Here is a 20,916-nt window from a genome sequence, read left to right as displayed (position 1 = left end):
GGAGACGGGGTATCAACATATCTGGCGTTGATTTTTGGCACGCTGTTGAGTTCTCAAGGAACGGACGCTTTCTTCGTACTCACCCGAGACCATCTCTCGGGTTTTCCTCCGGGCGCTTCCCTTCGGTCTTACGTTTCCGACTCTATCAGATCCTTCCGATCCGATTTCCTCGGTGCTTTCCAGGTTTACGCTTCCGCGTTTCCCTTTCCGGCGGACCCGACTTTATCAGAGAATCTGAGTCGGAATTCCCGCCCTCCTCGGGCACTGGATCCGGCGCACGAAGCGTGCCGGGTTCCCGTTCGGGCGGAGCCGTAAACGTACTGGAGCGGAGCGCCTCGACGCAAATCGAGGTGCCCCGCTCCGAGTTCACGTGTACGAGGGGTCGTACACGGGTCAGACCTCGACCACCACCGGGAGGATCATCGGCCTGCGACGGTAGGTGTCCGAGACCCACTTGCCCAGCGTGCGGCGGACGAGTTGCTGCAGCTGGTGGGGTTCGACGATGCCGTCCTGGGCCGTGCGCTCCAGCACCTCGGTGATCTTCGGGATGACATCGCCGAAGGCCGAGTCCTCGATGCCGGAACCGCGGGCCTGGATGTGCGGGCCGCCGGTGATCTTGCCGTTCGTCGAGTCGATGACCACGAAGACGGAGATGATGCCCTCGTCGCCGAGGATCTTGCGGTCCTTCAGCGCCGGCTCGCCCACGTCGCCGACCGAGAGGCCGTCGACGTACACATAACCCGCCTGCACCTTGCCCGAGATCTTGGCCTTGCCCTCGACGAGGTCGACGACCACGCCGTCCTCGGCGATGACGATGCGGTCGTGCGGGACTCCGGTCAGGGCGCCCAGCTCGGCGTTGGCGCGCAGATGGCGCCACTCGCCGTGGACCGGCATCAGGTTCTTCGGGCGGCAGATGTTGTAGAAGTACAGCAGCTCGCCCGCGGACGCGTGGCCCGAGACGTGGACCTTGGCGTTGCCCTTGTGGACGACGTTCGCGCCCCAGCGGGTCAGGCCGTTGATCACGCGGTAGACCGCGTTCTCGTTGCCGGGGATCAGCGAGGACGCCAGGATCACCGTGTCGCCGTCGACGATACGGATCTGGTGGTCCCTGTTGGCCATCCGGGACAGGGCCGCCATCGGTTCGCCCTGGGAGCCCGTGCAGACCAGGACCACCTCGTGGTCCGGGAGGTCGTCGAGCGTCTTGACGTCCACGACGAGACCCGGCGGGACCTTCAGATAGCCGAGGTCGCGTGCGATGCCCATGTTCCGGACCATCGAGCGGCCGACGAAGGCGACCCGTCGGCCGTACTCGTGCGCCGCGTCCAGAATCTGCTGGATGCGGTGGACATGGCTGGCGAAGCTCGCCACGATGATCCGCTTGCGGGCGCCGGCGAAGACCTGGCGCAGGACGTTGGAGATGTCGCGCTCATGGGGAGTGAAGCCGGGGACTTCCGCGTTGGTGGAGTCGGTGAGGAGGAGGTCGATCCCTTCCTCGCTCAGACGTGCGAACGCGTGGAGATCTGTCAGGCGGTTGTCCAGCGGGAGCTGGTCCATCTTGAAGTCGCCCGTGTGCACTGCCATACCGGCGGGCGTGCGGATGGCCACCGCCAGGGCGTCGGGGATGGAGTGGTTGACCGCGATGAACTCGCAGTCGAAGGGGCCTACGCGCTCGCGGTTCCCCTCCGCCACCTCAAGGGTGTAGGGGCGGATGCGGTGCTCCTGGAGCTTGGCCTCGATGAGGGCGAGGGTCAGCTTGGAGCCGATCAGCGGAATGTCCGGCTTCTCGCGGAGCAGGAAGGGGACGCCGCCGATGTGGTCCTCGTGGCCATGGGTGAGGACGATGCCCTCGATGTCGTCGAGGCGGTCCCTGATGGACGAGAAGTCCGGCAGGATCAGATCGATTCCGGGCTGCTCCTCCTCGGGGAACAGCACGCCGCAGTCGACGATCAGAAGGCGGCCGCCGTACTCGAAGACCGTCATGTTCCGGCCGATCTCGCCGAGACCGCCGAGCGGGGTGACCCGGAGGCCGCCTTCGGCGAGCGGCGGGGGCGAACCGAGTTCAGGATGCGGATGACTCAAAAGACTCTCCTCACCACGCGCGCCACGTACCGGTAGGGCACGTGGCGCGCGTGACGTTCGTGCAGAAGCAGTTGTCGTTGTGGGCGCAGGCACCGGTGGCCTGCTTATTCAGTTGTGAAGCCTGGTTGCGCGGCGGGGCGCGCGAAGTCTGATGTCAGAGCTGTACCCCGCCCGCGGCAAGATCGATCTTGAGCTGCTCGATCTCTTCGGGCGTGCACTCGACCATGGGGGCGCGCAGCGGTCCCGCGGGCAGGCCCTGGAGGGCGAGCGCGGCTTTGGTCGTCATGACGCCCTGGGTGCGGAACATGCCGGTGTAGACCGGAAGCAGCTTCTGATGGATTTCCGTCGCCTTCTGGACATCGCCGGAGACGAACGCCTCCACCAGGGCGCGCAGGTCGGGCGTGACGACATGGCCGACGACCGAGACGAAGCCGACCGCGCCCACGGAGAGCAGGGGCAGGTTCAGCATGTCGTCGCCGGAGTACCAGGCGAGGCCGGAGCGGGCGATGGCCCAGCCGGCCCGGCCTAGGTCGCCCTTGGCGTCCTTGTTGGCGACGATGCGCGGGTGCTCGGCGAGGCGGACGAGCGTCTCGGTGTTGATCGGGACGCCGCTGCGGCCGGGGATGTCGTAGAGCATGACCGGCAGCTCGGCGGCGTCGGCGACGGCCGTGAAGTGCCGGTACAGGCCCTCCTGAGGGGGCTTGTTGTAGTACGGCGTGACGACCAGGAGGCCGTGCGCGCCGACCCGCTCCGCCGCTCGGGCGAGCTCGATGCTGTGGTGGGTGTCGTTGGTGCCGACCCCGGCGACGACATGGGCGCGGTCGCCGACGGCCTCCAGGACGGCCCGTACGAGGTCCGATTTCTCCGCGTCGCTGGTGGTGGGGGACTCGCCGGTGGTGCCGTTGATGATCAGGCCGTCGTTGCCTGCGTCCACCAGGTGGGTTGCGAGCCGCTGCGCGCCGTCGAGGTCGAGTGCGCCGTCCGCCGTGAAGGGCGTGACCATGGCGGTGAGGACCCGCCCGAAGGGGGTCTGCGGAGTGGAGGTCGGAGCCATGGGTAACACGCTACTCGTTGCTCACCCTGCGGTCTTCCCTCGGGTCGGGCGACAGGTCGCGACATATGCGGAACCCGGCACTGCCTGCTCGGGGGTTCAAGCAGTGCCGGGTCCGTTTGATCAGGCTAGATGAACTTCTCTAAATGCCGCAATACGGACACTTCACTCGGCTGACCCGTACATCAGTGCCCGGCGGGCGGGCTTACGGCGCCACCCGGCCGTTCGCGTTGAAGGCGGCGTGGGTGAGCGGCATGAGCTTGGCCCACTCGGCCTCCATCCTCTCGCCGACCATCTCGATCTCGCGCTGCGGGAAGGACGGGACCTTCGCCAGCTCGTGCTGGGTGCGCAGGCCGAGGAAGTGCATCAGCGAGCGGGCGTTGCAGGTGGCGTACATCGAGGAGAACAGGCCGACGGGCAGGACCGAGCGGGCGACCTCACGGGCGACGCCGGCGGCGAGCATCTCCCGGTAGGCCTCGTAGGCATGCAGGTACGAGTCCTCCATCACGCGGCCGACCAGCTCCTGCTGGGCCTGGGTGCCCTCCACGAAGACGTACTTGCCCGGGCGGCCCTCCTGGACGAGCTTGCGGGACTCGTCGGGAACGTAGAAGACCGGCTGGAGCTCCCGGTAGCGGCCGCTCTCCTCGTTGTACGACCAGCCCACGCGGTGCCGCATGAACTCGCGGAAGACGAAGATGGGGGCGCTGATGAAGAAGGTCATCGAGTTGTGCTCGAACGGGCTCCCGTGCCGGTCCCGCATCAGGTAGTTGATCAAGCCCTTGGAGCGCTCGGGGTCCTTGCCCAGCTCGTCCAGGGACTGCTCGCCGACGGTCGAGACGCGGGCGGCGAAGAGCACGTCGGCGTCGGTCGCGGTGTGCTTGACCAGCTCGACGGTGACATCGCTGCGGAAGCTGGGCTTCAGGTCGTCGGCGGGGGTGTCGGTCACGGCTCGGAGGGTCCTTCCCACTACTTCTCTCGGGCGGCGCCCACTCTACGGCCCGCCAAACGGGACGTTCACTGCCGTGACCGAGTGAAGTTGGTGAAACTGGGCACCTTTTGGGGCGTTCGCTCGTCTGTGTTGGTGACAGTGATGCGTTCGAGTCCCCGAGATTCGAGTCCCCGAGAGGAGACGCAGCTTCCATGTTCCGTCGGCGCGAACCCGTACCGTTCGCCTCCCTCGCCGAAGCCGACAGGTTCCGCAGCAATATCGCTCCCCCGCCCCGCGAACGGGCGTCCGCAGGACAGCTGGCCGGGCGGTGGCTGCTGGGCCTGAGCATCGTCGCCGCGCTCGCAGGGGCTCTGGTCATCGGCATGCCCGCCCTGTCCTCCGACCAGCCGTCCGGGCAGACGCAGCATTCACAGGCGGCCGACGGGCGCTGAGCGGGACCGGCCCCATCCGGACCCCCGAGGGTGGTGGGCGGGGACACAGGTCGATAGCCTCACCGGGCACAGCCCATTGCGTGGATCGAGTGAGGACCAGCCGTGCCACTGCCCTTCCTGACGGCCGACCGAGCTTTCGACGCGGCGGACGACGCCGCGCTGCCCTTCGACGACCGCGACCGCTGGCGACGCCCCTACCGGATCGGTCCATGGCGCGTGGGCGTGGCCGCACTCCTGCTGCTGCTCGCCTCGTATGTGCTGTGCGCGGCGGTCATCATCGCGCTGACCGGTGCGGTGTCGGAAGCCGGTGTGGTGCTCGGGATCGCCCTGCTCATCATCGCCTGCGCGCTGCGGCTGCTGCGCGAGGGCGTGTGGGTGAGCGCCCACGGGGTGCGCCACGTGGGCTTCTTGGGCACGCGCACGGTGCCCTGGGAGCGGGTCGTCGCCGTGCGGACGGTGCAGCAGCCGGTCCGCTGGCTGGGACTGCCGCGCACGGTGCAGGGACAGGCGCTGCTCCTCGTACGTGCGGATCGCCGGGCGGAGGATGTGTCGCCGTTGCTGACCACGCACAACGCGGACTTCCTGGCGCGCCCCGAGTCCTTCGACCGGGCGGCGGACTCGGTCGAGGCATGGGCCGAGGAGTACCGCCGGGGCTGAGCCCCATGACGGCCAGGCTCACAGGGCTCCCACCGCTCCCAGGGCGAGGAAGAGTTACCGAGAAGCCTGGTGCAAGGTGATCGCCCGTTGCATCGCCCTGCGGGCGCGTGGGGTGTCGCGGGCGTCGTGGTAGGCGACGGCGAGGCGGAACCAGCTGCGCCAGTCGTCGGGTGCCGCCTCCGTCTCGGCCTTGCGCCGGGCGAAGACCTCGTCGGCGGAGTCGCGGTCGATCCGGCCGCCCGGGGTCCGCTTCAGCTCGTCGACGGGCAGGCCGCCCTCGGCGTCGAGTTCGGCGGCGAGGGCGTTGGCGCGTCGGACGAACTGGGTGTTCTTCCAGAGGAACCACAGTCCGATCACCGGCAGGATCAGCACGGCGATCCCGAAGGTGACGGTCAGCAGGGTGCCGGACCGAATGAGCATGACGCCACGGCTGCCGACCAGGATGAAGTAGACGACGAGGACGGCGGCCGTGATGGCGTAGGAGAGCTTCGCGCGCATGACGTCAGGGGCTCAGTTCAGGTCCAGGAAGTGTTCCAGGCCGAAGGTCAGGCCCGGAGTGGTCACCACGCGGCGGACGCCGAGCAGGATGCCCGGCATGAAGCTGCTGTGGTGCAGGGAGTCGTGGCGGACGGTCAGGGTCTCGCCCTCGCCGCCGAGCAGGACCTCCTGGTGGGCAAGCAGACCGCGCAGCCGGACCGCGTGCACCGGGACGCCGTCGACGTTCGCGCCGCGGGCGCCGTCCAGGGCGGTGACCGTGGCGTCCGGTGCCGGAGCGGAGCCCGCCTTGGCCCGCGCCTCGGCGATGAGCTGGGCAGTGCGCGTGGCGGTGCCGCTCGGGGCGTCCACCTTGTTCGGGTGGTGCAGTTCGACGACCTCGACCGACTCGAAGTACGGCGCGGCGATCTGCGCGAACTTCATGGTCAGAACGGCCCCGATGGAGAAGTTGGGCGCGATGAGCACGCCCGTCTCCGGGGACTGGGCGAGCCATCCCTTCAGCTGTGCGAGGCGCTCGTCGGTCCAGCCCGTCGTACCCACGACGGCGTGAATGCCGTGGCGGACGCAGTAGTCGAGGTTGTCCATGACGGAGGCGGGCGTGGTCAGCTCCACGGCCACCTGTGCGCCGCTCTCGGCCAGCGTCTCCAGCTTGTCGCCCCGGCTCAGGGCGGCCACGAGCTCCATGTCCTCGGCGGCCTCGACGGCCCGTACGGCCTCGGAGCCGATACGGCCCTTGGCGCCGAGGACCGCCACGCGCAGCTTGCTCATCTTCTTGTGTCCTTACCCGAGACGGTTGTTAGGCGACGGCTTCGTGCAGACGGGACGCCTGCTTGTCCTTGAGCGGGCCGATGACCGACAGCGAGGGCCGGCGGCCCAGGATGTCGCGGGCGACGGTGCGGACGTCGTCCGGGGTGACCGAGGCTATCCGGGCCAGCATGTCGTCGACGGACATCTGCTCGCCCCAGCACAGTTCGCTCTTGCCGATACGGTTCATCAGCGCACCCGTGTCCTCCAGACCGAGGACCGTCGAGCCCTGGAGCTGGCCGATGGCGCGGCCTATCTCGTCGTCGGACAGGCCGTGCTCCGCGACATGGTCGAGTTCGTCGCGGCAGATCTTCAGCACGTCGTGGACCTGGCTCGGGCGGCAGCCGGCGTAGACGCCGAACAGGCCGCAGTCGGCGAAGCCGGAGGTGTAGGAGTACACGCTGTAGGCCAGGCCGCGCTTCTCGCGGACCTCCTGGAACAGCCGGGACGACATCCCGCCGCCGAGGGCCGTGTTGAGGACACCGAGGGCCCAGCGGCGCTCGTCCGTGCGGCACAGGCCCGGCATGCCGAGGACGACATGCGCCTGCTCGGTCTTGCGGCCGAGCAGTTCGACCCTGCCGGCGGTGCGCAGGGAGCGGCGGCCGTCGCGCGGGGCGATCGGGTCGGCGCCGGGGTTCTTGAAGGCGCCGGCCTTCTCGAAGGCGGCACGGACCTGTCGGACGACCTTGTGGTGGTCGAGGTTGCCGGCGGCCGCGACCACGAGGTGGGTCGGGTCGTAGTGCTTCTTGTAGAAGCGGCGGATGCGGTCCGCGGTGAGGGCGTTGACGGTGGCGACCGTACCGAGGACGGGGCGGCCGAGCGGGTTGTCGCCGAACATGGTGTGCGCGAACAGGTCGTGCACACAGTCGCCCGGGTCGTCCTCCGTCATGGCGATCTCTTCGAGGATCGCGCCGCGCTCGACGTTGACGTCGTCCTCGAGGATGAGGGAGCCCGTCAGCATGTCGCAGACGACGTCGATGGCCAGCGGCAGATCGGTGTCGAGCACGCGCGCGTAGTAGCACGTGTACTCCTTCGCGGTGAACGCGTTCATCTCGCCGCCGACCGCGTCGATCGCGGAGGAGATGTCGAGGGCGGACCTGCGGGTCGTGCCCTTGAAGAGCAGGTGCTCCAGGTAGTGCGTGGCGCCGTTCAGCGACGGCGTCTCGTCACGGGAGCCCACGTGCGCCCAGATGCCGAACGTCGCCGAGCGGACCGAGGGCAGGGTCTCGGTGACGATGCGCAGGCCGCCCGGAAGGGTCGTCTTGCGGACCGTGCCGATGCCGTTCATGCCCTTGATCAGGGTTTGGGTACGGGCGACGGCCCGCGCCTCCGAGGAGGTGCGGGCCGTCGCCGTGGAGCTGATCGACGTCACTTGTCGGTGTCGTCCTTCTTCTCATCGTCGCCTTCGCCCTCGATGACCGGGATCAGGGAGAGCTTGCCGCGGGAGTCGATCTCGGCGATCTCGACCTGGACCTTCTGGCCCACGCCGACGACGTCCTCGACGTTCTCCACGCGCTTGCCGCCGGCCAGCTTGCGGATCTGCGAGATGTGCAGCAGACCGTCCTTGCCCGGGAGCAGGGAGACGAACGCGCCGAAGGTGGTCGTCTTCACGACCGTACCCAGGTAGCGCTCGCCGACCTCCGGCATGGTCGGGTTGGCGATGCCGTTGATCGTGGCGCGGGCGGCCTCGGCGGCCGGGCCGTCGGCGGCACCGATGTAGATGGTGCCGTCGTCCTCGATCGTGATCTCGGCGCCGGTGTCCTCCTGGATCTGGTTGATCATCTTGCCCTTGGGGCCGATGACCTCACCGATCTTGTCCACGGGGATCTTGACGGTGATGATCCGCGGGGCGTTCGGGGACATCTCGTCCGGCGTGTCGATCGCTTCCATCATCACGTCGAGGATGTGGAGGCGGGCGTCACGGGCCTGCTTGAGGGCGGCGGCCAGGACGGAGGCCGGGATGCCGTCCAGCTTGGTGTCGAGCTGGAGGGCGGTCACGAACTCCTTGGTGCCGGCGACCTTGAAGTCCATGTCGCCGAAGGCGTCCTCCGCACCGAGGATGTCGGTGAGGGCGACGTAGTGCGTCTCGCCGTTGATCTCCTGGGAGATCAGGCCCATGGCGATACCGGCGACCGGGGCCTTCAGGGGCACACCGGCGTTCAGCAGCGACATGGTGGAGGCGCAGACCGAGCCCATGGAGGTGGAGCCGTTGGAGCCGAGGGCCTCGGACACCTGACGGATCGCGTACGGGAACTCCTCGCGCGTCGGCAGCACCGGCACGATGGCGCGCTCGGCGAGGGCGCCGTGGCCGATCTCGCGGCGCTTCGGGGAGCCGACGCGGCCGGTCTCGCCGACGGAGTACGGCGGGAAGTTGTAGTTGTGCATGTAGCGCTTGCGGGTCACCGGGGAGAGGGTGTCCAGCTGCTGCTCCATGCGGAGCATGTTCAGGGTGGTGACGCCCAGGATCTGGGTCTCGCCACGCTCGAACAGCGCCGAACCGTGAACCCGCGGGATGGCCTCGACCTCGGCGGCGAGGGTACGGATGTCCGTGACCCCACGGCCGTCGATGCGCGTCTTCTCCTTGATCACGCGCTCACGCACCAGCTGCTTGGTGAGCGAGCGGTAAGCGGCGGAGATCTCCTTCTCGCGGCCCTCGAACTCCGGCAGGAGCTTCTCGGCGGCGAGGCCCTTGACGCGGTCCAGCTCCGCCTCGCGCTCCTGCTTGCCGGCGATGGTGAGCGCCTGGGCGAGCTCGGGGCGGACGGCGGCGGCGAGCGCCTCCAGGACGTCGTCCTGGTAGTCCAGGAAGACCGGGAACTCGCCGGTCGGCTTGGCGGCCTTCGCGGCGAGGTCGGCCTGGGCCTTGCAGAGCACCTTGATGAAGGGCTTCGCGGCGTCCAGACCGGCGGCGACGACCTCCTCGGTCGGCGCCTCGGCGCCGCCCTTGACCAGCTGGATGGTCTTGTCGGTGGCCTCGGCCTCGACCATCATGATCGCGACGTCGCCGTCCTCCAGGACACGGCCGGCGACGACCATGTCGAAGACGGCGTCCTCGAGCTCGGTGTGCGTCGGGAACCCCACCCACTGGCCGTTGATCAGCGCGACGCGGACGCCGCCGATCGGGCCGGAGAAGGGCAGACCGGCCAGCTGCGTGGACGCGGAGGCCGCGTTGATGGCCACGACGTCGTACAGGTGGTCGGGGTTGAGCGCCATGATCGTGGCGACGACCTGGATCTCGTTGCGCAGGCCCTTCTTGAAGGACGGGCGCAGCGGACGGTCGATGAGGCGGCAGGTGAGGATCGCGTCCTCGGAGGGCCGGCCCTCACGGCGGAAGAAGCTGCCGGGGATCTTGCCGGCGGCGTACATCCGCTCCTCGACATCGACCGTCAGCGGGAAGAAGTCGAGCTGGTCCTTGGGGTTCTTGGAGGCGGTGGTGGCCGACAGCACCATGGTGTCGTCGTCCAGGTACGCCACGGCGGAGCCGGCGGCCTGCTTGGCCAAGCGGCCCGTCTCGAAGCGGATGGTGCGGGTGCCGAAGGAGCCGTTGTCGATGACGGCCTCGGCGTAGTGGGTCTCGTTCTCCACTAGCGTTTTCTCCTCGTCTTCGTCCCTCCGTGCCCGTGTGGCAGGGGGACGGTTGCGGAGAAGCGCTCCGTCTGGTGCGGGCCGGTCTTCGATCGAAGCACCCGGGGCTCACTTCCCCCGGGGGCCACTACCGAGGACCGGCGGCGGCGAGGTGCGCTTCTCCTCGTTCGTCTTGTGACGCCGCGCTACCCGAGCGGGTGCGCGCCATCACGCTGTGTCGTGCGTATTGCGTTGTGCTACCACAGTACAAAGGGGTGGCAACAGTCCGCACGTACAGCAAAGGGAGCGGCCCCCTTCGATCGGGAACCGCTCCCTTCACGGCGTCTTACTTGGCGCCCGCAGCACCGCGGCGGATGCCGAGGCGGTCGACCAGCGCACGGAAGCGCTGGATGTCCTTCTTGGCGAGGTACTGCAGCAGGCGGCGGCGCTGACCGACCAGGATCAGCAGACCACGGCGGGAGTGGTGGTCGTGCTTGTGGGTCTTGAGGTGCTCGGTCAGGTCCGAGATCCGGCGCGAGAGCATGGCGACCTGGACCTCGGGGGAGCCGGTGTCGCCCTCCTTCTGGCCGAACTCGGTGATGATCTGCTTCTTCGTAGCGGCGTCGAGCGGCACGCGTACTCCTCGTAGTCTTCATGTGGCCACCGAGTGCCCCCGGTCTTTGTCTCGGGGGAGCTTCCGTTACTCGGGAGGCGGGGATCCGCTGGGCGCGGCCTCCAGGGCGGTGGGCTCCGGGGGTGCGTACACAAACGGCCGTCACACAGGGTACCAGGAGGTGAGGGGCACTCTCACCGCGGTATCGGAATCACCCGGACGGGCGAGGGACGGCCACTAGGGTGAGCGCTCGGATCGTCGGATCGTTTCGTACGTCGAAGACATCGGACACATCGGACACGTAAGAAACATCGGGAACATCGGGGAGAGGTGTCGCTGCGGCATGACGGAGACGGCAGAGGAGATCAAGGCGCGCAAGGAGCGGGAGCGGGACGAGCTGTACGCCCTCGACATCTCCGGCGTCGAGTGGCACAGCGCACCGGGCACCGAGGAGCACGAGGAGCGGGTCGAGATCGCCTACCTTCCCGCCGGCGCGGTGGCCATGCGGTCCTCGCTCGACCACGACACGGTGCTGCGGTACACGGAGGCGGAGTGGCGGGCCTTCGTGCTGGGTGCGCGCGACGGTGAGTTCGATCTGAAGCCGGCTCCGCACAACGGAGGACTTGACGCGGAGTAGCGGAGTAGCGGAGGGGCGAAGTAGCGGAGTTGCCAACAGTCGGCGGCAGATCCGAGGGGCGGGGCGGCGACGTCCCGCCCCTCGGCGGTTCTCGCACACCTCCGCCGCTCCGCCGCTCCCGCCGGTTCGCCGCTCCGCCGCTCCGCCGCTCCGCGGAGAGTGCGGATTGCGTGGAGATCGGGGGACGCGGGCCGAAGCGCGCACGAAAGAGCCTTTCCGGGTGGGGCGTTCGAAGGTCGGACGTTCGAAGTCCGGCTTCAACTGTGCATGGTTTGTTCACTGATGAGAGAGCTGAGTACGTCCCTTCTGGGCGGGTTGTGATGCAGTGGACGGGCGCTGAGGGGTGGGCGGGCCTGCCGAGTTGGGGCCTGTGGTGATTAGGCTGGGACCGGGCGCGACACCAGACCCGTGGACGGGGTGTCGGTGCCTGAGGGGGAGGGCCGGCGGATCGGACGACCTCGAACGACTACGGACGACAAGCAACTGGTCGCCCCAGCACGGCATGAGGGTGCTCGACCACACCAGGAGGAACTGTGAGCAGCGATCGGGACGGGATCCGCGGGGGCTGGGCCACACCCGGCGATGACCAGACCGACGCGGAGTCCGCCGTCGAGACGACGGGCGAGTTCACCATCGACTACGCGCCGCCTGCCTGGTACACGCAGAACGCGTCGGAGGATTCTGGGAGTTCTGGGAGTTCTGGGAGCGGGGCTTCCGGGGCGGGCTCGGGCCCCGGTTCGGATTCGGGAGCTGGGGCTGCGGGTTCGTCGAACGTGCCGGCTGCGCCGTTGCCCGGGCTGGCGCCTCCTGCCCACTCGCTTCCTTCCTCGGGACCGGCGTCCGTTCCGGCTCCGGCTCCTGGGGCGCCCTTTACGCCGCCCGCGCCTCCGGCGCCGGCGCCCGGAGCTCCGTTCAGTCCGCCTGCTCCGCCGACCGGGAGTCCGGTCGGCGTGCCCAGGCTTCCGGTGGGGAGCGGGTTCGAGCCCCAGTCACCGCAGACCGAGGAGCGGGTGGACGCGCCCGCCGCGGATCCGGCGTCGCCCACGGCCGTACCGAACATGCCTGTTGGGGGCTTCCAGCCGCAGTGGAACGCTCCGGCCCCGGCGGCTGCGCCGGCTACTCCGGCTGCTCCGGCTTCCGAGGAGTCGGAGGACGGGAACCGTGACGTGGAGAGCGGCGCCACCATGCGGTTCTCCTCGGTTGCGCTGAAGCGGGAGATCGCGGAGCGGGCGGCGGCCGCCGAGGCGGAGCGCGGTGTGGTTGACGGCGAGGCCGAGGGCGACGGCAACGGCGACGGGGCTGTTGCTGTGCCGGAGGGGGACACCGACTCGGAGATCGTCACTGACGGTTCGTCCGATGCTGTCGTCGACGACGGTACGGCCGCGGCCCAGGATGCCGACACCGAGGCTTCGGAGCCGGACGGCTCGGACGAGGCCGATGAGGCGGAGCCGGAAGCACAGGCCGAGGCGGACTCAGAAGCGGACTCTGCATCGGAGCCCGCCGAAGCCGAGTCCGGCAGCGAGGCGCCGGAGGACGCCACTCCTGCGGTCACGGAGCCTGCGGTCACGGGGCCTGGGGACGCGGAGCCTGGGGACGCGGTACCGGCGATCGCCGAGCCCGAGGACGCGGTTCCCGCGGACGCGGTACCGGAAGACCCGGCGCCCGCAGACACCGACTCCCAGGACAGTGCCGCACCCGCAGACGCCGAGGCGCAGGACAGTGCCACACCGGAGGATGCCGGTCCTCAGGACAGCGGCTCCGCCCAGGACGCCGTACCGGCGCAGGCCGACCCGCCTCAGGACGCGCTGCCCGCTGCCTGGGCTCCCCCGCCGGCGCCGCAGAGTGGGCTGCCGCCGCTGCCGCCGTCGTATCAGCCCGCCGCGCCCGCACCGGCGGCCCAGTGGCCCGCGCAGCCGCGGCAGGCCGACCCGGTGACGCCTCCTCGGCCGCAGCCGACGGCCGCTCAGGGGCAGCCACCCGTGCCGCCGCAGCAGCCGCCTGCCTTCCAGCCGCAGGCGCCGCAGCCGGCGCCCGCGGCCTGGAACCCCGAGGCCCCTGCGCCGCAGCCCGGCACAGCGCAGCAGCCTCCGGCTCAACAGCCGAGCGGCGCCCCCGCGCCCGCGCCCAACCCACAGGGCGGCTACGGCTTCCCCCAGCCGGGCGCGCCCGCACCTGCGCCGCCCGCGCCCTCGGCTCCGCAGACGCCGACCGACGCGATCGCGCCCGGCGGCGGGTACGGCTTCCCGCAGGCCGGTGACGCACCCGCCCCCTCGACCCCGCAGACGCCCGCCGACCCCAACGCACCCGGCGGGTACGGCTTCCCCCAGCCGGGCGCACCCGTCCCTGCGTCGGCCGCCGCGCCCGCCCCGTCCGCTCCGCAGACGCCGACCGACGCGAACGCACCCGGCGGATACGGCTTCCCGCGCCCCGGCGACGCAGCCAACCCACAGGGCGGCTACGGCTTCCCGCAGCCGGGCACACCCGCACCTGCGCCGCCCGCGCCCTCGGCTCCGCAGACGCCGACCGACGCGAACACACAGGGCGGCTACGGCTTCCCGCAGCCGGGCACACCCGCACCTGCGCCGCCCGCGCCTTCGGCTCCGCAGACGCCGGCCGACGCGAACACACCGGGCGGATACGGCTTCCCGCAGCCAGGCGCACCCTCCCCCGCGCCCACCACCGCCCCCGCTCCCGCCCAGCCGGCCCCGCAGGCTCCGGCCGACGCCAACGCACCCGGCGGGTACGGCTTCCCGCAGGCCGGTGACGCACCCGCCCCCTCGGCCCCGCAGACGCCCGCCGACCCCAACGCACCCGGCGGATACGGCTTCCCACAGGCCACTGGCGCACCCGCCCCCTCAGCCCCGCAGACGCCCGCCGACCCCAACGCACCCAGCGGATACGGCTTCCCACAGCCGGGCGCTGCCGCCCCCCAGCATTCCGGCCCCAACCCCTCTGTCCAGCCGGGTGGTTATGGCTTCCCGCAGGCGCAGCCGCAGGCTCAGCCCCAGCAACCCGTTGATCCCCGTGCCGGTGCCGCATGGCCGCAGCCCGTTCAGCATGATCAGCGGCAGATGACCAACCCCGGTGCCGCGCCTCTCGGTTACACCGCGGCCGTGGAGCTGTCATCCGACCGGCTGCTCAACAACAAGAAGCAGAAGGCGAAGAGCGGGCGGCCCGCCGCGGCCGGCGGCCGGTTCAAGATCGGCGGGAAGAAGGAGGAGGCCGAGCGGCAGCGCAAGCTCGAACTCATCCGGACGCCCGTGCTGTCCTGCTACCGGATCGCCGTCATCAGCCTCAAGGGCGGTGTCGGCAAGACCACGACCACCACCGCCCTCGGGTCCACGCTGGCCACCGAGCGCCAGGACAAGATCCTCGCCATCGACGCCAACCCGGACGCCGGTACGCTCGGCCGCCGCGTCCGCCGCGAGACCGGCGCCACCATCCGTGACCTCGTCCAGGCGATCCCGTACCTCAACTCGTACATGGACATCCGGCGGTTCACCTCGCAGGCGCCGTCGGGTCTCGAGATCATCGCCAACGACGTCGACCCGGCCGTGTCCACGACCTTCAACGACGAGGACTACCGGCGCGCGATCGACGTGCTCGGGCGGCAGTACCCGATCATCCTGACCGACTCGGGTACCGGTCTGCTCTACAGCGCCATGCGCGGAGTGCTCGACCTCGCCGACCAGCTCATCATCATCTCGACCCCGTCCGTGGACGGTGCGAGCAGCGCCAGTACGACGCTGGACTGGCTGTCCGCGCACGGGTACGCCGACCTCGTCTCGCGGTCCATCACCGTCATCTCCGGCGTGCGCGAGACCGGCAAGATGATCAAGGTGGAGGACATCGTCAGCCACTTCGAGACGCGGTGCCGCGGTGTGGTGGTCGTGCCGTTCGACGAGCACCTGTCGGCAGGTGCCGAGGTCGACCTCGACATGATGCGGCCGAAGGTGCGGGAGTCGTACTTCAACCTCGCGGCGATGGTCGCCGAGGACTTCGTCCGCCACCAGCAGTCGCACGGCCTGTGGACGAACGACGGCAATCCGCCTCCGGTGGCCGCGCCGCCGATGCCCGGCCAGCCGCTCCCGGGCCAGCCGGTCCACGGTCAGCAGATTCCCGGTCAGCAGATTCCGGGTCAACAGATTCCGGGTCACCCGGTCCAGGGGCAGTACGTGCCTGGTCAGTACGCGCCTGGTCAGCCCGTACCGGGCCAACAGACCCCCGGCCAGCAGGTGCCAGGACAGCCTGTGCCTGGCCAGCCGATCCCCGGGCAGTCCGTTCCCGGACAGCAGGCCCCCGGGCAGCCCATGCCTGGCCAACCCGTGCCCGGCCAACCCCTTCCAGGACAGCAGACCCCCGGCCGGCACATCCCCAACCAGCCCACCCCTGGTCAGCAGGCCCCTGGGCAGTGGGCACCCGGCCAGCCCGGCCCGTTCCCTCAACAACCCCACCCGCAAGCCGCGCAGCCGTATGCCCAGCCGGGCCAGCCCCACCCGCAGGCCGGACAGCCGTACCCGCAGCAGCCGGGGCAGCCGTACCCGCAGGCCGGGCAGCCCAACGTGCCGCAACAGCCGGGGCAGCCCTACCCACCCCACCAGCCGGGCCAGCCCTACCCCCAGGCCGGACAGCCGTACGCCCAGCCCGGCCAGTCCGGTCCCGCGGGTCAACCCCAGCCCGGCCCGGCAGACCAGCCGGGCCAGCCCGGTCAGCCCGGTCAGCCCGGTCAGCCCGGTCAGCCCGGTCAGCCCGGTCAGCCCCCGGAGGGCTACCCGCAGACCCCGCCCCCGCACCAGCCCCCCGAGCAGTAGCCTCGCCATGACCGTGTGAGCCGTGAACAACGAAGGGCGGCCGGTGCCCACTCGCACCGGCCGCCCTTCGGCGTCGTACGGACGACTACTCGGCGGCTGCCTCCGCCGCGGCGACCAGCTCACGGCAGCGCTTCACGTCCGCCGCCATCTGCTCCAGCAGCCCCTCGATGGACTCGAACTTCGCCTGGCCACGCACGAAGGACAGGAAGTCGACGGCCACGTGCAGGCCGTACAGGTCCAGCCCCACCCGGTCGATGGCGTACGCCTCCACCGTGCGCTCCGTGCCGTCGAACTGCGGGTTCGTGCCGACGGAGATCGCGGCCGGCATCGCCTCGCCGTTCGCGTGCAGCCAGCCCGCGTAGACGCCGTCGGCGGGGATCGCGGTGTGCGGGAGGGTCTCGACGTTCGCCGTGGGGAAGCCCAGCTCGCGGCCGCGCTGGGCGCCGCGGACGACGACGCCTTCCACGCGGTGCGGGCGCCCGAGGATCTCCCCGGCGCCCTCGACGTCGCCCTCGACGACCAGGCGGCGGGTCAGGGTCGAGGAGAAGGGCTCTCCGCCGCCCGCCTCGCCGCACACGAACAGGTCGACGACCTCGACCTCGAAGTCGTAGACCTTGCCCTGCTCGGTCAGGAATGCCACATCGCCCGCGGCCTTGTGGCCGAAGCGGAAGTTGGGGCCCTCGACGACCGCCTTGGCGTGCAGCTTGTCGACGAGGACCTTGACGACGAAGTCGGCGGGCGACAGCTTCGAGAACTCGGTCGTGAAGGGCAGGATCAGGACCGCGTCCACGCCCAGCTCGGCCATCAGCTCGGCGCGGCGGTGGTGCGGGGCGAGCAGCGGAGGGTGGCTGCCGGGGCGGACGACCTCGCTCGGGTGCGGGTCGAAGGTGACGACGACGGAGGGAACGCTCAGCTCACGGGCGCGGTCCACGGCGTGCCGGATGATCAGCTGGTGTCCGCGGTGGACGCCGTCGTAGGAGCCGATGGTGACGACGCTGCGCCCCCAGTCCTGGGGGATGTCCTCCAAGCCACGCCAGCGCTGCACTGTGACCGCTCCTCGTCGCATCCTGTCGCACCCGTGTCCGTGTGTGCCTCTTACGCAGGTCTAAGGGTGCCATGCCCCGTGACCGCGCCCAGCATCGGCATGGGGCTGTGACGGGTCGCACGCGCGTGTACGGGTCATGCGGGCACGCTCGTGCCCGCCAGGTTCTCGATCATCCGGTGGGCGCTGGGGCCCACGATCGCCGTCCACTCCCCCGGGGCGTCGGACAGCCAGCCCGCGATCTGCGCGGCGAAGCCGGGGATCTGGCGGCCGAGGTCGACAAGGACGCGGTCGAAGCGGGTCGCTCCGTCCGGGGTGCGGACGAGGTGGAGGCCGATGCGGTGGACGAGGGCGCGGATGTCGGGTGCGGCACCGGCGCGCTGCTCGACCGCGGTCCGCAGCAGCGCTTCGAGGACCGTGGGGTCGTTTTCGTGCTCCAGGAAGGAGGCGAGGAGTTCCCGGCGGAGGGCGCGGGAGGCGGGGGTGCCCGGGGCTGCGAGTACGGCGGCGAGTGCGGCCCGCGCCGGTGGCGGGCCGGCGTTGACCAGGCCGGTGACCAGCGGGAGGAGGGTGGTGCGGGCGGTGGGGCCGTGGTCGAGGCGCCGGTCGAGGTACGCGGCGAGGTGGACGGCGGTCTCCGGGTGCTCCTGCACGGCTTCCCGGGCCAGGGCACTGACCCGGCGGGTCAGGGTGGGGGTGGTGACGTCGGCGAGCGTCCGCAGTGCATCGCCGGCGTCCGGCAGGCCGAGCCGCGCCCGGAAGGCGTCGAGGACCGGGTCCGGGTGGGTCGGCAGGGCCGCGACCAGCGCGTTCGGCGGGATCTGGGGGTCGCCGGCCGCGAAGCGCGCGAGCGCCTGCGGGAGATGGCGGGCTCTGGTGTACGGGTCCCGCACGAGGAGGGCGAGGGCGCCGCCGTGCAGGGCGGAGTCGACGGGGCGGGCGAGCAGGGCCAGGGCGGCATGGCGGAGCAGTGCGCGGTCGGCCTCGGTGCGGGCGTGGGGCGCGGTGCGCGTCCCGTACGTCATCGCGGCGGCCCGGCGTACGGGCCGCTCGTCGTGCGCCCACCGGTCCACGGCCCGGCAGACGGCGGACGGCTCGTCCTCGGCCAGCACACCGAGCAGCTCCTGGGCCCGCGGGTGGGCACAGTCGACCAGCACGTCCGTCAGGTCGTCCGGCGCCCGGTGCCGGTGCGTGTGCAGCAACGCCTGTGCGGCCTTGGCCACGGTCGCGTGCGGTGTGGCGGGCAACGGCCGCTCGTCCTCGAACCAGCGGAGGAGATGCGGCTGCACGGCGACGGCGTCGGCAGCGAGCATCCCGGCCACGGCATCGAGGAAGCGGGGCGCGACCGTCACTGCCGCAGCAGCATGCCGGGCCGGTGTCGTGTCGTCCGGCGTGCCTGGCGCCGCCCCCGGCGGGCCGTCCGTGAGGACGAGGTCACGGAGCAGGTCCAGGCGGGTGGACTCGGGGAGGGGGAGCGCGGTCCAGAAGGCCGGGCCGAACTCCGGTGGCAGGGGGTGGTCCCGGCGGTCCGCGATTCCCTCGGCCAGCAGCCGCAGCACCGGGGTGTACGGCGTCGCGTCCGGCACGCGCGGCAGGGTTTCGGTGAGGAGTCGCCCGGCCCACCAGGAGGACGGGTCGGCATCCAGGGCGTGCACCAACTTCTCCAGGCGGCGGGCCAGTTGGGGTGCTCCCTGCCGGCGGCCGAGGAGCAGCAGGGCCTGTACGACGGGTCCGATGCGGTGGTGCGGGAGCGGCGGCCGGGGGTCGCGGCGGTGGACGAGGGCGCGCAGGGCCTCGTCCAGGTCGAGGTGCATGCCGTGGAGCCAGTCGGCGAGTTCCTCGTGGGCGAAGCGGTAGCCGTCGCCCGCGGGCACGAGCAGGCCCTCGGCGAGGACGGCGGACGCCCAGCCGGTGCCGCCGCCGAGCCGGGCCGGCGCGGGCCCCCACGGGAACAGCGCCGTGAACGACTCGCGGTCCAGCTGACCGTGCTCCGGGCCGAGGCTGCGGCGGGCGGCCTCGTGCACCTGTCCGGCGACCTTCGCGGCGAGGCGGCGTACGGCGGTGCCGCGCAGGCCGTTCTCCGTGGCGAGCCGGACGGCGATGCGCAGGCACATCAGGTCCAGGTGGGCGGAGAGGACCTGGTCCCGGTCGACGCGGGCGGCGGGGGCGTCCTGGAGGGCGGCGTGGATCTCCGAGTACAGGCGGAGGGTGAGGGGACGGCGGGCGTCGGCTCCGGTCAGGGCGCCTTCCGGGATGCCATGGCGGGCTCGGGCCTCACGGGCTTCGTCCTCCGGGAGTTCGCCGAGGCGCACACAGGCCGGCGTACCGCCCTGCGCCGCGTCCCCCGTGGCGCCGTGCAGCAGCTCCGCCGAGAACCCCGCGGCCGCCTCCTCCCAGAACTCCGCCCGGCACGCCACCACCAGCCGCGCCCCCGTCTCCCGCAGCCAACCGGCCGTCCCCGCCGTCCAGTCCGGCAGCCGGTGGGTCAGGGCGGAAGGCATCTCCTCGGGCCCGTCGAGCAGGATCAGCAGGGGACGGCCTACGGCGTGCGCCAGGCGGGCCAGTCGGTCCGGGGTGAGATCGCAGGCGTCGGCGGAGAGTTCAGGTTGCGACGCCGCGACGGTCCGGGCGGCGGCCCGGACCAGTGCACGGCGCGCCGCGTCCGCCACAGAGCCGTCGTCGCCCATCAGATCGGCGCCCCGCAGCCACAGGGTGGGTGCGGGCTCGTCACTCCGGCCGCGCCGTCCGGCGAGGGCCACGAGTTCCGTCGTACGACCGCTGCCGGGCTCCCCGACGAGACCGAGGACGGCGGCGGGGCCGCGCACGAATGCAGTGAACTCCGCTGCGACGGCGGCCCGTTCGACGCACTCGGCCGCCGGGAGCGGAGCGTGGGTCCCGGGCGGTCCGTCCTGGCCCACTTGAGTGCGCGTCAGTTCCAGTGCGCCGGCCAGGTTGAGGTCCACGCCGTACACGGGGACGGTGGCGGCGTTGTGGGCGAGCAGCTCGGTGAGCGGGTCGTCGGCCACCGACGACCCGGACCCGTCGCGGGCCCCGGAGCCGGGTGGGCGGAGCGGTACCGCGAAGCCGGTGTCACGCTCTCCGCAGTGCAGCGCGGTGCCGAGGACGCCGAGCACGGCGCCGGTTCCGGCGTCGAGCACCGGTCCCCCGGCCGCCCCGCCGCCCGGCCGCAGCGCGTCCCGGCCCGCCGTGCCGATCGCCAGCTCCAGGGCGTCGTGAAGGCGATGGCAGCGGTCCGTGGCCGTGTACGTCACATCGGTCGCGTCCAGCACGCGTGCCTCGCGCCAGCGGCCTGCGGCGATGTGGACATAGGTACCGGGGTCGATCCGGTCCCGCGCGGCGATGGGGAGCGGGTCCACGCCCAAGCCCTCGGTCCGTACGAGAGCGAGGGCCAGTTGGGGCAGCGGGGTCACCGCGTCGGCGGTCACGACACAGCTGCGGTCGCCGGCGGCGTGCAGCACGAGCCGGGGCAGACCGTCGACGGCCTCGTGGCTGGTGATCAGCGTGCCGTCGTGGTCGGCCACGAAGCCGGTTCCGCGCGGGCGGCCCGCCGGGTCCTGGATGCCGACGAGGACCTCGGGGCGCGGCCGACGGGACCGGTCATCATGGCCCCGTCCCGCCATGTCCTACCTCCCCGCCGTGCACCGTGCCCTGTCGTCGACCGTAGGCGCGGGGCGATCAGCGGGAAAGATCGCGTGGCGAAAGCGCCCCCTTCCGCTCCCTCGGTTCACTCCGAGCGCCTGCCCGGACGGGTGAAATGGCGGG

The 20,916-nt window shown here is 71.2% G+C and carries 14 protein-coding genes and 1 pseudogene; 5 read left to right on the top strand and 10 right to left on the bottom strand.

Translation table 11 applies throughout. From position 1 onward, the window contains the following. Window positions 1–393: 393 nt before the first annotated feature. The 3 genes from F7R91_RS30880 to thyX form a co-directional block, all read right to left on the bottom strand. Window positions 394–2,079, bottom strand: a complete 1,686-nt coding sequence (locus tag F7R91_RS30880; RefSeq protein WP_150954291.1) for a ribonuclease J — start codon at window positions 2,077–2,079, stop codon at window positions 394–396. Between the two features lie 154 nt (window positions 2,080–2,233). Beyond that, window positions 2,234–3,133: a 4-hydroxy-tetrahydrodipicolinate synthase gene (gene dapA, locus F7R91_RS30875; protein ID WP_150954288.1), complete on the bottom strand. Its 900-nt coding sequence runs from the start codon at window positions 3,131–3,133 to the stop codon at window positions 2,234–2,236. Between the two features lie 202 nt (window positions 3,134–3,335). Continuing rightward, window positions 3,336–4,076, bottom strand: coding sequence for an FAD-dependent thymidylate synthase (thyX, locus tag F7R91_RS30870; RefSeq protein WP_150954281.1), 741 nt, complete (start codon window positions 4,074–4,076; stop codon window positions 3,336–3,338). Window positions 4,077–4,270: 194 nt separating this feature from the next. On the opposite strand from thyX, the gene F7R91_RS30865 reads away from it, so the two are divergent. Next, entirely contained in the window at window positions 4,271–4,510 is a 240-nt protein-coding gene (locus F7R91_RS30865; RefSeq protein WP_150954278.1) for a hypothetical protein, read from the top strand. 102 nt (window positions 4,511–4,612) lie between these two features. Then, the gene (locus tag F7R91_RS30860) at window positions 4,613–5,167 is read left to right on the top strand and encodes a PH domain-containing protein (protein WP_150954275.1); all 555 of its coding nucleotides are present in this window, start codon (window positions 4,613–4,615) and stop codon (window positions 5,165–5,167) included. A 54-nt stretch (window positions 5,168–5,221) separates the two neighbouring features. On the opposite strand, the gene F7R91_RS30855 is transcribed toward F7R91_RS30860, so the two are convergent. From F7R91_RS30855 to rpsO, 5 genes are all read right to left on the bottom strand, one after another. Further along, window positions 5,222–5,665, bottom strand: a complete 444-nt coding sequence (locus F7R91_RS30855) for a tetratricopeptide repeat protein (RefSeq protein WP_150954272.1) — start codon at window positions 5,663–5,665, stop codon at window positions 5,222–5,224. Window positions 5,666–5,677: 12 nt separating this feature from the next. Further along, window positions 5,678–6,430 carry a 4-hydroxy-tetrahydrodipicolinate reductase gene (dapB, locus tag F7R91_RS30850; protein ID WP_150954269.1) on the bottom strand — a complete coding sequence of 251 codons (753 nt, stop codon included), beginning with the start codon at window positions 6,428–6,430 and terminating at the stop codon, window positions 5,678–5,680. Between the two features lie 28 nt (window positions 6,431–6,458). Next, a complete protein-coding gene (locus tag F7R91_RS30845) occupies window positions 6,459–7,838 on the bottom strand; it encodes a M16 family metallopeptidase (protein WP_150954266.1) in 1,380 nt (459 codons plus the stop codon). Continuing rightward, the gene (locus tag F7R91_RS30840) at window positions 7,835–10,051 is read right to left on the bottom strand and encodes a polyribonucleotide nucleotidyltransferase (protein ID WP_150954263.1); all 2,217 of its coding nucleotides are present in this window, start codon (window positions 10,049–10,051) and stop codon (window positions 7,835–7,837) included. The genes F7R91_RS30845 and F7R91_RS30840 overlap by 4 nt, the downstream gene beginning before the upstream one ends. 325 nt (window positions 10,052–10,376) lie before the next feature. Beyond that, complete coding sequence (rpsO, locus tag F7R91_RS30835) at window positions 10,377–10,664, bottom strand: 30S ribosomal protein S15 (protein WP_003993372.1); 288 nt, start codon at window positions 10,662–10,664, stop codon at window positions 10,377–10,379. Window positions 10,665–10,986: 322 nt separating this feature from the next. Here rpsO and F7R91_RS30830 point away from each other — a divergent pair, with 322 nt between their 5' ends. From F7R91_RS30830 to F7R91_RS30825, 3 genes and pseudogenes are all read left to right on the top strand, one after another. Further along, window positions 10,987–11,280, top strand: a complete 294-nt coding sequence (locus F7R91_RS30830) for a DUF397 domain-containing protein (RefSeq protein ID WP_150954260.1) — start codon at window positions 10,987–10,989, stop codon at window positions 11,278–11,280. A gap of 533 nt (window positions 11,281–11,813) precedes the next feature. After that, a pseudogene (locus F7R91_RS44380) lies at window positions 11,814–11,942 on the top strand (SCO5717 family growth-regulating ATPase); the annotation flags it as partial. A 288-nt stretch (window positions 11,943–12,230) separates the two neighbouring features. Continuing rightward, a complete protein-coding gene (locus F7R91_RS30825; RefSeq protein ID WP_408056073.1) occupies window positions 12,231–16,091 on the top strand; it encodes an AAA family ATPase in 3,861 nt (1,286 codons plus the stop codon). A gap of 85 nt (window positions 16,092–16,176) precedes the next feature. On the opposite strand, the gene F7R91_RS30820 is transcribed toward F7R91_RS30825, so the two are convergent. Together F7R91_RS30820 and F7R91_RS30815 are read right to left on the bottom strand one after the other, a co-directional pair. Next, a complete protein-coding gene (locus tag F7R91_RS30820; protein ID WP_150954254.1) occupies window positions 16,177–17,136 on the bottom strand; it encodes a bifunctional riboflavin kinase/FAD synthetase in 960 nt (319 codons plus the stop codon). A gap of 134 nt (window positions 17,137–17,270) precedes the next feature. Beyond that, window positions 17,271–20,774 carry a trypsin-like peptidase domain-containing protein gene (locus F7R91_RS30815; RefSeq protein WP_150954251.1) on the bottom strand — a complete coding sequence of 1,168 codons (3,504 nt, stop codon included), beginning with the start codon at window positions 20,772–20,774 and terminating at the stop codon, window positions 17,271–17,273. Window positions 20,775–20,916: the final 142 nt, after the last annotated feature.

This window comes from Streptomyces luteolifulvus (genome assembly GCF_008806595.1).
GTDB classification, from domain to species: domain Bacteria; phylum Actinomycetota; class Actinomycetes; order Streptomycetales; family Streptomycetaceae; genus Streptomyces; species Streptomyces luteolifulvus.
The sequence above is the reverse complement of the archived record's forward strand: the minus strand, read 5'-3'. Positions and strand labels throughout refer to the sequence as shown.